The organism is Arenimonas sp., from assembly GCF_022842045.1.
Lineage (GTDB): Bacteria > Pseudomonadota > Gammaproteobacteria > Xanthomonadales > Xanthomonadaceae > Arenimonas.
Genome location: NZ_JALHQI010000075.1, coordinates 1 through 12608 on the forward strand (window position 1 = coordinate 1; position 12608 = coordinate 12608).

The following is a 12608-nucleotide window of genomic DNA, read 5'->3' on the forward strand; positions in this document are numbered from 1 at the left end:
ACCCACAGTATTGCTACTGCTGTGCTGCCGCTCGACTTGCATGTGTTAGGCCTGCCGCCAGCGTTCACTCTGAGCCAGGATCAAACTCTTCAGTTAAAGCTTAAAGCTTTGTCTGCAGATGTCCGACCAAGGCTCTAAATCGCTTGATTACTCAATAGACTTAAAGCTTTTGTGGCTAGACGTCTGCAAGAAATGGACTCGTCCATCACCCGTCAGGCGCCCGCACAAATTTCCTGCGCACACTGTCAAAGATCTTCATCTCCGCGAGAGGCCTTTCGCCTTCCGCGTCCAAGGGCGTTTCGCCCGAGGGAGCCGCACATTATAGAGCAAGTTCCAAGGACGTCAACACCCCAAACCGCCCTTTTTTCCTCCCCCGCCGCCAGCCGAACAAGGCCGGGCGGTGAAGGGCCGCGAAGAATAGGGGAACGCGCCCGGCTTGGGAAGGGGGTTCGCGCGATTAGGCGAAAACGCCGGGAAAAACGGGCGCGTGTCAGCCGGCGACCAGCTTCACACGGGCGAAACTGCGCTTGCCGACCTGCAGGACGGCCTCGAAGCCGACGCCAAAGACCCGCTGCGGATCCTCGAACACCTCGGCATCGATCTTCACCGCCCGCTCCTTGAGCTTGCGGGAAGCCTCGGAGTTGCTGGCGGCCAGGCCCGCCGCCACCAGCAGCGCGGCAATGCGCAGGCCCTCGGCAGGCACTGCGATCTCGGCTTGCGGCAACAGCGAGGTGTCGCCTTCGCCGCGCACCACCGCGTGCCAGCCGGCCACCGCGGTTTCCGCCGCCTGCGCGCCGTGGAAGCGCGCCGCCAGCTCGCGCGCCAGCCGCAGCTTGGCGTCGCGCGGATTGAGCGTGCCCGCCGCCACGTCCTGCTTCATCCGCGCCAGCTCGGCCAGCGAGGTGTCAAAGCTCAGCAGCTCGTACCAGCGCCACATCAGGTCGTCTCCGACCTTCATCGCCTTGGTGACGATATCGATCGCCGGCTCGTTGATGCCGATGTAGTTGCCCAGCGACTTGGACATCTTGTTGACGCCGTCCAGGCCCTCCAGCAGCGGCATGGTCAGCACGATCTGCGGCGCCTGCCCGTGGCTTTCCTGCAGGCCCCGGCCCATCAGCAGGTTGAACTTCTGGTCGGTGCCGCCCAGCTCGACGTCGGCCTTGAGCGCGACCGAGTCGTAGCCCTGCACCAGCGGATAAAGGAACTCATGGATGGCGATCGACTGCTGCGCGGCGTAACGCTTGGCGAAGTCGTCGCGCTCGAGCATGCGTGCGACGGTGTGCTGCGCCGCAAGGCGGATCATGTCGGCGGCCGACATCTGCCCGAACCACTCGGAATTGAACCGGACCTCGGTGCGGTCCTTGTCCAGCACCTTGAACACCTGGTCGGCATAGGTCTGGGCGTTGGCCAGCACGTCCTCGCGGGTCAGCGGCTTGCGGGTGGCGTTCTTGCCCGTCGGGTCGCCGATCATCCCGGTGAAGTCGCCGATCAGGAAGATGACCTGGTGCCCCAGGTCCTGGAACTGCCGCATCTTGTTGAGCAGGACCGTGTGGCCGATGTGCAGGTCGGGCGCGGTCGGATCGAAGCCGGCCTTCACCCGGAGCGGGCGACCGAGCTTGAGCCGCGCCGCCAGCTCCTCGGGCTTCAGGATTTCGTCGGCGCCGCGGGCGATGAGGTCTAGGGCGTGCTGCAGGTCGGACATGAATGGAGGGACGCTTGTATTCAGGGCGGGGCCAGGGCCGGCCGCGTTAATCGGAAGTTAATAGAAAGTTAAAGCGTGGAGCCCAAAAAATCCAGACGCTACAAGGGTTTGACGCCGGTATTTCGCGCTGGTTATCGTAGCCCGACTCCTGTTTCGAGCGGGGAATCCCCCTTTGCACCAAAACCCTTCCCCCCTCGGCCGCTGGTCGCGCGAACACTGGGTGTTGGCGGGCCTCTGCGCCTCCCTCGGCACGCTGGTGCTGGCCATCATCCCCGGTTTCGCCAGCGCCATGCGCGAACCGGCCGCACAGGAAAACCTCACCACGCTGAGCCTGCCCCTGCCGCCGCTCGAGGGCAAGGCCAGCAAGGCCGCCGCGCGCGGCCCCGCCTGGCAGACCGTCACCGTGGAAAACGGCCAGACCCTGGGCGAGATCTTCCAGCAGATGGGCCTGCCCGCCTCGCTGATGTACCTGGTGCTGGAATCGCCCAGTGCGAAGAACCTCACCCGCCTGCGCGCCGGCGCCGAGCTGGCCTTCGATCTTGCCGCGGACGGCGCTCTGCGCGGCCTCGCCTTCGAGCGCGATGAAGCGGCCCGGGTCGAGCTGGCCATCGCCGGCGGCGAAGTCACCGAGAAGATCATCGAGCGCCCGCTCGAGCGCCGCACGATGGTCGCCAGCGGCGAGATCACCAGCTCGCTGTACGCCGCGGGCGCCCAGGCCGGCCTGAGCAACGCCGCCATCAACCAGATGGCGAACGTCTTTTCGTACGACATCGACTTCACCCAGGACCTGCGCGACGGCGACCGCTTCCAGGTCGTCTACGAGGAAATCTGGCGCGATGGCGAGCGCCTGCGCAGCGGCGGCATCGTCGCCGCCAGCTTCCTCAACCGCGGCAAGGAATTCACCGCGGTGCGCTTCGAGCGCAACGGCAAGCAGGAATACTTCGACCTCAGCGGCCGGCCGCTGAAGAAAAGCTTCATGCGCATGCCGATCGAGTTCGCGCGCATCAGCTCGCGCTTCAACCCGCGCCGCAAGCATCCGGTGCTGGGCACCGTGCGCGCGCACAAGGGCGTGGACTACGCCGCTGCCACCGGCACGCCGATCATGGCCGCCGGCGACGGCCGGGTGAGCTTCGCCGGCTGGCAGAACGGCTACGGCCGCACCATCATCATCGACCACGGCAAGGGCCACACCACGCTCTACGCGCACATGTCGCGCCTGGGCAAGTACAAGGTCGGCTCGCGCGTGCAGCAGGGCACCACCATCGGTTACGTCGGCGCCACCGGCCTGGCCAGCGGCCCGCACCTGCATTACGAATTCCGCATCAACGGCGTGCACCGCGACCCGCTCACGGTGACCATGCCCAAGCCCGAGCCGCTGGCCGGCAACGAGATGGTCGCGTTCCGCGCGGCCACCGCGCCGGCCCTGGCCCAGCTCAAGCGCGTGGAGGGCGTGCGCCTCGCCGCACGCTGAGCCCATGGCGGCCGCGCCGCGAACGCCCGACGACACCCCGCCCGCCGGCACGCCCGGCGGGCTTTTTCTTGGCCTGATCTCGGGCACCAGCGTGGACGGCATCGACGCCGCGCTGGTGGCGTTCGAGCCGGCGCCGCGCATCGCCTTCGCACGCACCTATCCCTACCCGGCCGACCTGCACGCGGACGTGCTGCGCTGGTCGCAGTCGCAGGCACGGGTGGCGCTGGATGACATCGCGCGGCTCGACACCAGGCTGGGACGGATGTTCGCGGCCGTCGCGACGCAAGCGCTGGCCGACGCGGGCATCGCGGCCGGCGACGTCCGCGCGATCGGCTCGCACGGGCAAACGCTGCGCCACGATCCGCGCGGCGACTTCCCTTTCAGCCAGCAGCTCGGCGACGCCAGCCTCATCGCCGAGGCCACCGGCATCACCACCGTCGCCGACTTCCGCCGCCGCGACGTGGCCGCCGGCGGCCAGGGCGCACCGCTGATGCCGGCCTTCCACGCCGCGGTGATGCATTCACCGCGGGAAGATCGCGCCGTGCTGAACCTCGGCGGCATCGCCAACCTCACCCTGCTGCCACGCGAAGGCGCGGTGCGCGGCTTCGACACCGGGCCGGCGAACGGCCTGATGGATGCCTGGTGCCTGCGCCACCGCGGCGAGACCTACGACCGTGATGCCGCGTTCGCGCGCAGTGGCCGCGTGGATGAGGCGCTGCTCGCCCGGCTCCTGGACGAACCCTGGTTCTCACTGCCGCCACCGAAGAGCACCGGCCGCGACCAGTTCCAGCTCGAGTGGCTGGCGGCGCGGCTGCGCGACGAAAGCCCAGCCGACGTCCAGGCCACGTTGTGCGAACTGAGCGCGATCACCGTGGCCCGGTCGCTGCAAGCGCACCAGCCGGCTTGCGCCCGATTGCTGGCCTGCGGCGGCGGCGTGCACAACCCCCTGCTGATGGCGCGGCTGTCGGCACGCCTGCCCGGCGTGGCCGTGGAAAGCACGGCGGCGCTGGGCCTGGATCCCGATTTCATCGAAGCCGCGGGCTTCGCCTGGCTGGCACGGGAAACCCTGGCCGGACGGCCGGGCAACCTGCCGGCCGTCACCGGTGCGCGCGGGCCGCGCGTGCTGGGCGCGATCCACCCGGCCTGATCAGCCGCCGGCTTCCTTCTTGCGGCGCATTTCTTCCGCCAGGTAGGCCGGCGCGTCGTCCGGCAGGCTGGTCATGGCCGACATGGCTTCCTCGAACGCGCGCGCCTCGTCGTCGCTCCAGGCCCCCGTGAGGCGCGCGATGTCGCCCGGCACCGGGGCGGGTTCCGGCTCGACGATGCCCAGCGCCTGCTTGATCAGCAACAGGATGACGTCGTTGAGCGGCCAGCCCTTCTGGCGCGCCATCTCCTTGATGCGCTCGGCTACCCGCTCATCGATGTCGCGCAACAGGAAGTCGGCCATGGCCTCGATCCTCGGGGGGACAACCAGCATAAGGCCACGGACGCGGACTGCAAGACCCGGCGTGGCGAAGGTTCAGCCTGGCGGGGCCTTGTCGGCGCCGCGGTAGCCGGCATCGCCAAGGGACTGCTCGATCAGCCCGGCCCGCAGCATGAACAGGTACAGCAGCACGCCCGGCAGCGCGACCAGCGTGGTGAGCAGGTAGAACTGCACGTAGCCCAGCGATTCGATCAGCGCGCCCGCCGTGGTGCCGGTGACGATGCGCCCGACCACGCTGGCCGCGGCGCTGAGCAGCGCGAACTGCGTGGCGGTGAACGCCAGGTTGCACAGCGCCGACAGATAGGCGACCACCACCACGCCGCCGATGCCGCTGGCGATGTTCTCGAAGCCGATGGTGAATCCGAGCAGGGCGTTGGAATGACCCGCCGCCGCCAGCCAGGCGAAGCTGAGGTTGGACACCGCCATCAGCACCAGCGCCACCAGCACCGAGCGCTTCATGCCCCATTGCGCGTACAGCACGCCGCCGATGAAGATTCCGGCCAGGTAGGCGAAGAAACCAAGCCCGACGTCCCAGGTGGCGATTTCCTCGTTGCTGAACCCCAGGTCGTTGAGCAACAGCCGCACCGTCAGGTTGGCCAGGGTGTCGCCGATCTTGTGCAGCAGCACGAACAGCAGCACCAGGAAAGCACCGCGACGGCGCAGGAACTCCAGCATCGGGCCGGCCACCGCTTCCCAGGCCTGGCGCATCCCGCGGTGCTTGGCGATCACGACGTGGCGCGCGGGTTCGCCCATCACCAGGCCCGTCAGCATCGCCGGCAGCGCGAACAGCGCGCACAGCACGTACGCCGCGGTCCAGCCGCCACGCGTGGCCACGTAGAGGGCCAAGGCACCGGCCGCCACCGAACCGATGCGCCAGCCGTACTGCGACATGCCCGAGCCGACGCCCAGCTGTTCGGGCTTGAGGGTCTCGATGCGGTAGGCGTCGATGACGATGTCGTAGGTGGCGCCGGCGATGCCGACCGTGACCGCCGCCATCGCGAACAGCGCCAGGTCCGCCTTCGGATCCAGCCAGCCCAGCCAGGCCACCGCCGCCATGACGCCCGTGCCCGCCAGCAGCAACCAGGACACGCGCTGCCCGAGCCGGCCGATCACCGGGAGTCGCAGCCCGTCGACCAGCGGCGCCCACAGGAACTTGAGGTTGTAGACCAGGAAGGCCAGCGAGAACGCCGTGACCGACTTCTTGTCGATGCCATCCTGGGCCAGGCGCGTGGTCAGCGTGGCCGCCAGCATGGCGTAGGGAAAACCGGATGAAACGCCGAGGCAGAACGCCGCGGCCGGCTCGCGCTGGACATAAGGGCGCAGCCCGGCCGGCAGCGAATCGCGCCAGGATGCCGCGCTCACGCGTACTCCACCAGGTAGGGCGCGTGGTCGCTGAACTTCGGCTCGGGGAAGATCGCGCAGGACTTGAGGCGGCCGCGCAGCGAGGGCGACACCACCTGGTAGTCGATGCGCCAGCCGACGTCCTTGGCCCGGGCCGCGCCGCGCTGGCTCCACCAGGTGTAGTCCTCGCCCTCGGGGCGCAGGTGGCGGTAGCTGTCGACCCAGCCGCGCTCCTTGAACAGCAGGTCCAGCCAGGCGCGCTCCTCGGGCAGGCAGCCGGAGTTCTTCTGGTTCGAGGTCCAGTTACGGATGTCCTTGCGCGTGTGCACGATGTTCCAGTCGCCGCAAATGACGTAGTCACGCCCGCTGGCCAGCCACTGGTCCAGGATCGGCGTGAACCATTCCATGCAGCGGAACTTGAACTGCTGGCGCTCGTCGCCGGACGAGCCCGACGGGAAATACAGCGACACCACGCTGAGCTTGCCGAAGCGCGCCTCGAGGTAGCGCCCCTCCTCGTCGAACTCATCCCAGCCCAGCCCGGTCAGCACCTCGTCCGGCGCGCGCCGGGTGTAGATGCCGACGCCGCTGTAGCCCTTCTTCGTCGTCGCGTCGCGGAACCAGGCCTGGTAGCCCGGCGGCAGCAGTTCGGGCACGCGCAGCTGGTGTTCCTGGGCCTTGGTTTCCTGGATGCAGACCAGGTCGGCGTCGAGGCCGGGCAGCCAGTCGAAGAAGCCCTTGCTGGCCGCCGAGCGCAGGCCGTTGGCGTTGAAGCTGAGGATTTTCACGGAGACGGGAGCGGCCGCGGCGGGGATGGCGAAGGTTAGCCGATATTCCCGCGGGGGCGCTGCCGCGGGGCGCGCGGCTGTTGCACAATCACGCTTTCCCCGCACGGACGACCGGCGTGAACCCCCACCAGAGCCGCTTCCTCGACCTCGCCCTGGCGCGCAACGTGCTGCGCTTCGGCGAGTTCAGCCTCAAATCGGGCCGCACCAGCCCCTACTTCTTCAACGCCGGTCTGTTCGATTCGGGTGCGGCCCTGGCCGAGCTGGGCGAGTGCTATGCCGACGCGCTCGACGCCTCCGGCCTCGCCTTCGACATGCTGTTCGGCCCGGCCTACAAGGGCATCCCGCTGGCCACGACGCTGGCGGTGGCCCTGGCCCGCCGCGGCCGCGACCTGCCGGTCGCCTTCAACCGCAAGGAAGCCAAGGCCCACGGCGAGGGCGGCCGCCTGATCGGCGCCCCGGTGCGCGGCCGGGTGCTGGTGGTGGACGACGTCATCACCGCCGGTACCGCCATCCGCGAATCGATCCAGATGATCCGCGAGGCCGGCGCCGAACCCTGCGGCGTGCTGATCGCGCTCGACCGCCAGGAGCGCGGCCAGGCCGGCCAGCGCTCGGCGGCGCAGGAAGTGACCGCCGAGTTCGGCATCCCGGTGCATGCCATCGCCGGCCTGGACGACCTGCTGTCCCACGCCGACGAGCGGCCGGAGATCGCCGCGCACAAGCTGGCGCTGGTGGCGTATCGTGCGCGCTATGGCAGCCAACCTGAATGACCGGAGACCGCCCATGATCCGTGCACTGCTCAGCCTCGCCGTGGTGTCCGGCCTGCTCGCGTCCGGCCTTGCCGACGCCCAGCAGCCGCCGCAGAAGAAGCTTTACCGCTGGGTGGACAAGGACGGCAAGGTGCAATTCTCCGACGCGCTGCCGCCGGAGGCCGTGGACCAGGCCCGCACCGAGTTCAACGCCGCCAGCGGCTCCACCACCGCCCAGATTGATCGCGCCCTGACCGAAGAAGAGCGCACGGCCAAGGCCGAAGCCGACCGCCTGCGGGCGATTGCCGAGAAGGAGGCGGAGCAGGCCCGGAAGACCGAGGCCGCGATGATCGCCTCGTTCCAGAACGAGGACGAACTCAAGCGCTCGTTCAGCAACCGCATCGACCTGGTGAAGCAGACGCTGGAGGCGATCGAAGCCGGCATCGCCAGCCAGCGCGCCAGCCTGGCCAGCCTGCTGGCCGATGCCGCGGAGAACGAGCTGGCCGGCAATGCCATACACGTCAAGAAAGCCGCGGACATCCGCAACTTGCACGACGACATGATCCGGCAGCAGCAAATGCTGGTACTCAAGCAGGGCGAGCTGGTGGAACTGGACGAAGAGCTGGCGCGGCTGGTCGAGCGCTTCCGGGAAATCAAGGGCGAGCAGGGCGCCCCGGCGCCCGCCGGCGACGCCACCGAAGCGGCGACGCCGACCGGCTGAGCCTCAGAACGGCAGTTCCAGCCCCGGTTGCACGGCGAGGAGCTGCTCGCGGAAGACCTGCTTGATGCGCTCGAGCGCCTCGGTGTCCTTGGCATCGAAGCGCAGCACCAGCACCGGCGTCGTGTTCGAGGCGCGCACCAGGCCCCAGCCATCGGGCCAGTCGGCGCGCACGCCGTCGATGGTGGCGATGCGCGCGCCCTCGAACTTCGCCGCGGCGACGAACTTCTCGATGAAGGCGTACTGCTCGCCCTCCTCGACGTGGATCTTGAGTTCCGGCGTCGACACGCCCTTGGGCAGGGTGTCGAACACTTCCTGCGGCGTCTCGCCCCGGGTGGAGAGGATCTCGAGCAAACGCGCGGCCGCGTAGATGCCGTCGTCGAAGCCGTACCAGCGCTCGCGGAAGAAGAAGTGGCCGCTCATCTCGCCGGCCAGCTCGGCCTCGGTCTCGCGCATCTTGGCCTTGATCAGCGAATGCCCGGTCTTCCACATCAGCGGGCTGCCGCCGTGGCGCAGGATGTGCATCGGCAGGTGGCCGGTGCACTTGACGTCGTAGATGATGCAGGCGCCCGGGTTGCGCTCGAGCACGTCGGCCGCGAACAGCATCAGCAGGCGGTCCGGGTAGATCATCTCGCCCGACCTGGTGACCACGCCCAGGCGGTCGCCGTCGCCGTCGAAGGCCAGGCCGAGGTCGGCGTCCACGCGCTCCACGACGCGCACCAGGTCCTGCAGGTTGGCCGGGTCGCTGGGATCGGGATGGTGATGCGGGAAGGTGCCGTCGACCTCGCAGTACAGCGGCTCGACATCGGCGCCGATCGCCTCGAGCAGGCGTGGCGCCACCAGGCCCGCGATACCGCTGCCGCAGTCGACCACCACGCGCAGCTTGCGCTCGATCTGGATGTCGCCGGCGACGCGGTCGATGTAATCCTGGGTGATGTCGCGCCGGCTCACCAGGCCCTGGTTCTCGGCCACGTGCAGGTTGTTCTCGGCGATACGCTCGTAGAGCTTCTGGATCGCGTCGCCGGCCAGCGTCTCGCCGTCGATGACGATCTTGAACCCGTTGTAGTCGGGCGGGTTGTGGCTGCCGGTCACCGACACGCAGGAGCCCGCGCGCAAGTGGTAGGCACCGAAGTAGACCAGCGGCGTCGGCGCGTCGCCGATGTCGATGACCTCGCGGCCGGCCAGGCGCAGGCCTTCGATCAGCGCATTGGCCATCTCCGGCGAGGAGAGGCGGCCGTCGCGGCCGACGACCACGGAGCGTGCATCCTGGCGGTGCATTTCCGTGCCGATCGCCTGGCCGATCAGGCGCGCGGTCTCGGCGTCGAGCGTCTTGCCCACCACGCCACGGATGTCATAGGCACGGAAGATGCTGCGGTCGAGCAGGGCGCGCCCCACCACCGGAGGCGGCGGCGGCTTGCTGGCCTGGGGGGATTTCGCGGCGGCGGCGGCGCGGGCCGCTTCGGCCTCCGCCTCGAGCTGGCCGCTCTGCTGCAGCTCGGCCAGCGTCGGCAGGTTTTCGCCGGCCGCTTCGCCCGCCGGCCTGCGCTCCAGCCGCAGGCCCTTCAGGCGCGGCATCAGGAGCAGCGCCACGGCGACCAGCACCGAAAGCAGCGCGAGCAGGAAGTAGGCGAACGCCCCCAGGCCGAGCTCCATGACGGGCGCGGCCGCGACCACGCGCAATGCCGTCCCGTCGATCGGGATCGCGCCGACCTCGGCGGCAGCCGCCAGGGCGACATCCCCGGTTTCGAAGACCGTGTGGCGTCCCTGGCGGATGGCCAGGTACCCGTCATCCACGCCGGCGGACGAAAGCGGCGCCGTGACGATGCTCAGCGGCAGGCGCACATAGGCCAGGGTCAGCACGCGGCCGTTGTCCAGCACCGGCGCGGCTACCGCAAGGCGGGGGCCACCGGCATCCTTGATGATCGCGGCGCGCGCAGCGTTGTCCTCCAGGGCATGCTCGAGCACGCCCAGCTTGCCGAATCCGAATGCACTGGGGTCGGCGTAGGCCGCGTCCAGGCCCGGGGGATACCACTCCAGCGCTTCGACGTCGCTCCAGCCCGTGAGGATGACATCGCGCGCGGCCTGGTCCTCGTTGCGCTTGAGCGCGGTGACCAGGGCGATGCGCGAGCGGCTGCCTTCCAGGCGATCCACCGCGGCATTGATCGCGCTTCGGACCTGGGTCGCGCTCGCGGCGCGGACCTGGTCCATTTCAAGGGCCTTGGACTCCGCCGAGGAGGCCTGCACGGCCTGCCAGCCGAACCACCCGGCCGCCAACAGCAACAGGCCCGCGGCCAGCGGCAGGGCGCCGGCCTTCGGGAGCGATTTCAAATCAGGCAATTTCATGCTTCCCCCTGGTGACGGGACTGGCGTCGGCCGGCCCGTTCAACGCACGCCGGTGTGGCCGAAGCCACCTTCCCCGCGCTCGCTGCGTTCGAATTCATCCACTTGCCGGAAGACCGCCCGGGCAACGGGCAGGAAAACCAGCTGCGCAACGCGATCCCCCGGCGTGATGGTGATGGGAAACCGCCCGCGATTCCAGAGGCTCACCATCAGGGGCCCTTGGTAGTCGGCGTCGATCAGGCCCACCAGGTTGCCCATCACCAGGCCCTGCTTGTGCCCGAGGCCCGAGCGCGGAAGGATCACGGCGCACAGGCCCGGGTCGCCGATGTGGATGGCCAGGCCGGTCGGCACCAGCTGCGCCTCGCCCGGCGCCAGCACGATGGCCTGGTCGACCATGGCGCGAAGGTCCATGCCGGCCGACAGCGCAGTGGCGTAGGCGGGCAGCGGGAATTCCGCGCCCAGGCGCGGGTCGAGCCGCTTGAATTCAATCTCGGCGCTCACGCCTTGGCCTCCAGGTGGTCGGCCACGAGCGCCAGCAGGTCGCGCGCCACCCGGGCCTTCGGACCATGGCCGATGTCGTGGCGGCCGTCGCGCCAGAACACACTCAGCGCATTGTCGTCCGACTCGAAACCCTGGCCGGCGCGGGCGACGTCGTTGGCGGCGATCAGGTCCAGGCCCTTGCGCAGCAGCTTGTCGCGGGCGTAACCCTCCATGTCCTGGGTTTCGGCGGCGAAGCCGACCACCAGCCGTGGCCGATGGGGGTGCGCCGCGACCTCGGCCAGGATGTCGGCGGTGCGCACCAGGTCGATGCGCAAGGTCTCGCCGGACTTCTTGATCTTCTGCGGCAGCGTTTCCGCCGGCGCGTAGTCGGCGACCGCGGCGGCACCCAGGTAGACGTCATGGGCGGGCAGTTCGGCGAGGATGGCGTCGCGCATCTGCGCGGCGCGGCGCACGTCGATGCGGCGCACGCCGGCCGGGGTCGGCAGCGACACCGGGCCGGCCACCAGGGTGACGTCGGCGCCCATCGCGCGGGCGGCGGCGGCCACCGCGAAGCCCATCTTCCCGGAGCTGCGGTTGCCGATGAAGCGCACCGGGTCGATGTCCTCGAAGGTGGGGCCGGCGCTGACCAGCACGCGCCGTCCGGCCAGGCGCGGCGGGGCGCAGGCGGCCATCATGGCGTCGACGATCTGGTGGGGCTCCAGCAGGCGGCCGGCGCCGGTTTCACCGCAGGCCTGGTCGCCTTCGCCCGGGCCGACGAACTCGACGCCACGGGACTGCAAGGTGGCGACGTTGGCGCGGGTGGCGGGGTGGGCCCACATCACGCGGTTCATGGCCGGCGCCAGCATCACCGGCGCCTCCGAGGCCAGGCACAGGGTGCTCAGCAGGTCGTTGGCGCGGCCCTGGGCCAGCTTCGCGACCACGTTCGCCGTGGCCGGGGCCACGAGGATCCGGGTGGCCCAGCGCGCGAGCTCGATGTGGCTCATGGCGGCCTCGGCCTCGGCATCCCAGAGCGAGCTGCGCACCGGGAACCGCGACAGGGCCTGGAAGGTCGTGGCGCCGACGAAGTGCAGGGCGGAGGCCGTCATCACGACCCGCACCTCGGCGCCCGCGTCCTGCAGCCGGCGCAGCAGTTCGGCCGACTTGTAGGCGGCGATGCCGCCGCTGACGCCCAGCAGGATGCGTTGCCCGTCGAGTCCGGCCACCTTGGATTTCCCTACCCGTGTGATCGCCCCTAGCTTACCCGAAGGGCCCGTTCTGCCTGACGACCGCCGGCCTGCCGCCGGGCGATGCTGGCGCCATGCACATCCGCGACTGGCCCGAAGGTGAACGTCCCCGCGAGAAGCTGCTCGCGCTCGGGGCCGCGCGGCTGTCGGATGCCGAGCTGCTGGCGGTGTTCCTGGGGTCCGGCCTGCGCGGGCAGAGCGCCGTGGCCCTGGGCCGTCGGCTGCTGGCCGACGCCGGCAACCTGCGGGCGCTGCTCGACTTGCCCCCGCCGGCGCTGGCGCGGCTGCCGGGCCTGGG

At 69.7% G+C, this 12608-nt stretch carries 12 protein-coding genes and 1 rRNA gene; 5 read left to right on the plus strand and 8 right to left on the minus strand.

The window, feature by feature from the left end:
- Nucleotides 1-96 (minus strand): 16S ribosomal RNA (locus Q0C12_RS12920); the annotation flags it as partial.
- Nucleotides 97-490: 394 nt separating this feature from the next.
- Entirely contained in the window at nt 491-1702 is a 1212-nt protein-coding gene (tyrS, locus tag Q0C12_RS12925) for a tyrosine--tRNA ligase (protein WP_290890833.1), read from the minus strand.
- A gap of 223 nt (nt 1703-1925) precedes the next feature.
- Between tyrS and Q0C12_RS12930 the strand changes: the two genes are divergently transcribed.
- Together Q0C12_RS12930 and Q0C12_RS12935 are read left to right on the plus strand one after the other, a co-directional pair.
- Complete coding sequence (locus Q0C12_RS12930) at nt 1926-3173, plus strand: peptidoglycan DD-metalloendopeptidase family protein (RefSeq protein WP_290890835.1); 1248 nt, start codon at nt 1926-1928, stop codon at nt 3171-3173.
- Nucleotides 3174-3177: 4 nt separating this feature from the next.
- Nucleotides 3178-4320, plus strand: coding sequence for an anhydro-N-acetylmuramic acid kinase (locus Q0C12_RS12935; RefSeq protein ID WP_290890837.1), 1143 nt, complete (start codon nt 3178-3180; stop codon nt 4318-4320).
- Here the strand turns inward: Q0C12_RS12935 and Q0C12_RS12940 are convergent, their stop codons facing one another.
- From Q0C12_RS12940 to Q0C12_RS12950, 3 genes are all read right to left on the minus strand, one after another.
- On the minus strand, nt 4321-4620 hold the full coding sequence (locus Q0C12_RS12940; protein WP_290890839.1) for a hypothetical protein: 300 nt from the start codon (nt 4618-4620) through the stop codon (nt 4321-4323).
- Nucleotides 4621-4692: 72 nt separating this feature from the next.
- On the minus strand, nt 4693-6018 hold the full coding sequence (locus Q0C12_RS12945; RefSeq protein ID WP_290890841.1) for an MFS transporter: 1326 nt from the start codon (nt 6016-6018) through the stop codon (nt 4693-4695).
- Nucleotides 6015-6782 carry an exodeoxyribonuclease III gene (locus Q0C12_RS12950; protein ID WP_290890843.1) on the minus strand — a complete coding sequence of 256 codons (768 nt, stop codon included), beginning with the start codon at nt 6780-6782 and terminating at the stop codon, nt 6015-6017. The genes Q0C12_RS12945 and Q0C12_RS12950 overlap by 4 nt, the downstream gene beginning before the upstream one ends.
- A 116-nt stretch (nt 6783-6898) precedes the next feature.
- Here Q0C12_RS12950 and pyrE point away from each other — a divergent pair, with 116 nt between their 5' ends.
- The gene (gene pyrE, locus Q0C12_RS12955; protein WP_290890846.1) at nt 6899-7549 is read left to right on the plus strand and encodes an orotate phosphoribosyltransferase; all 651 of its coding nucleotides are present in this window, start codon (nt 6899-6901) and stop codon (nt 7547-7549) included.
- A 13-nt stretch (nt 7550-7562) separates the two neighbouring features.
- Nucleotides 7563-8249 carry a DUF4124 domain-containing protein gene (locus tag Q0C12_RS12960; protein WP_290890848.1) on the plus strand — a complete coding sequence of 229 codons (687 nt, stop codon included), beginning with the start codon at nt 7563-7565 and terminating at the stop codon, nt 8247-8249.
- Nucleotides 8250-8252: 3 nt separating this feature from the next.
- Here the strand turns inward: Q0C12_RS12960 and Q0C12_RS12965 are convergent, their stop codons facing one another.
- The 3 genes from Q0C12_RS12965 to coaBC are packed head-to-tail and all read right to left on the minus strand — an operon-like array spanning nt 8253 to nt 12289.
- A complete protein-coding gene (locus Q0C12_RS12965; RefSeq protein ID WP_290890850.1) occupies nt 8253-10589 on the minus strand; it encodes a phosphomannomutase/phosphoglucomutase in 2337 nt (778 codons plus the stop codon).
- 39 nt (nt 10590-10628) lie between these two features.
- Complete coding sequence (gene dut / locus Q0C12_RS12970) at nt 10629-11087, minus strand: dUTP diphosphatase (RefSeq protein WP_290890852.1); 459 nt, start codon at nt 11085-11087, stop codon at nt 10629-10631.
- Complete coding sequence (gene coaBC, locus Q0C12_RS12975) at nt 11084-12289, minus strand: bifunctional phosphopantothenoylcysteine decarboxylase/phosphopantothenate--cysteine ligase CoaBC (RefSeq protein WP_290890855.1); 1206 nt, start codon at nt 12287-12289, stop codon at nt 11084-11086. The genes dut and coaBC overlap by 4 nt, the downstream gene beginning before the upstream one ends.
- A 95-nt stretch (nt 12290-12384) precedes the next feature.
- On the opposite strand from coaBC, the gene Q0C12_RS12980 reads away from it, so the two are divergent.
- Nucleotides 12385-12608 (plus strand): UPF0758 domain-containing protein (locus Q0C12_RS12980; RefSeq protein WP_343212462.1); only part of this gene is annotated, 224 nt, incomplete at its 3' end.

What these genes read in the sequence shown, in the direction of transcription:
- Q0C12_RS12935 (WP_290890837.1), top strand. Translation starts at nt 3,178, where the DNA reads ATGGCGGCCGCGCCGCGAACGCCCGACGACACCCCGCCCGCCGGCACG.
- tyrS (WP_290890833.1), bottom strand. Translation starts at nt 1,702, where the DNA reads ATGTCCGACCTGCAGCACGCCCTAGACCTCATCGCCCGCGGCGCCGAC.
- Q0C12_RS12940 (WP_290890839.1), bottom strand. Translation starts at nt 4,620, where the DNA reads ATGGCCGACTTCCTGTTGCGCGACATCGATGAGCGGGTAGCCGAGCGC.
- Q0C12_RS12965 (WP_290890850.1), bottom strand. Translation starts at nt 10,589, where the DNA reads ATGAAATTGCCTGATTTGAAATCGCTCCCGAAGGCCGGCGCCCTGCCG.
- Q0C12_RS12960 (WP_290890848.1), top strand. Translation starts at nt 7,563, where the DNA reads ATGATCCGTGCACTGCTCAGCCTCGCCGTGGTGTCCGGCCTGCTCGCG.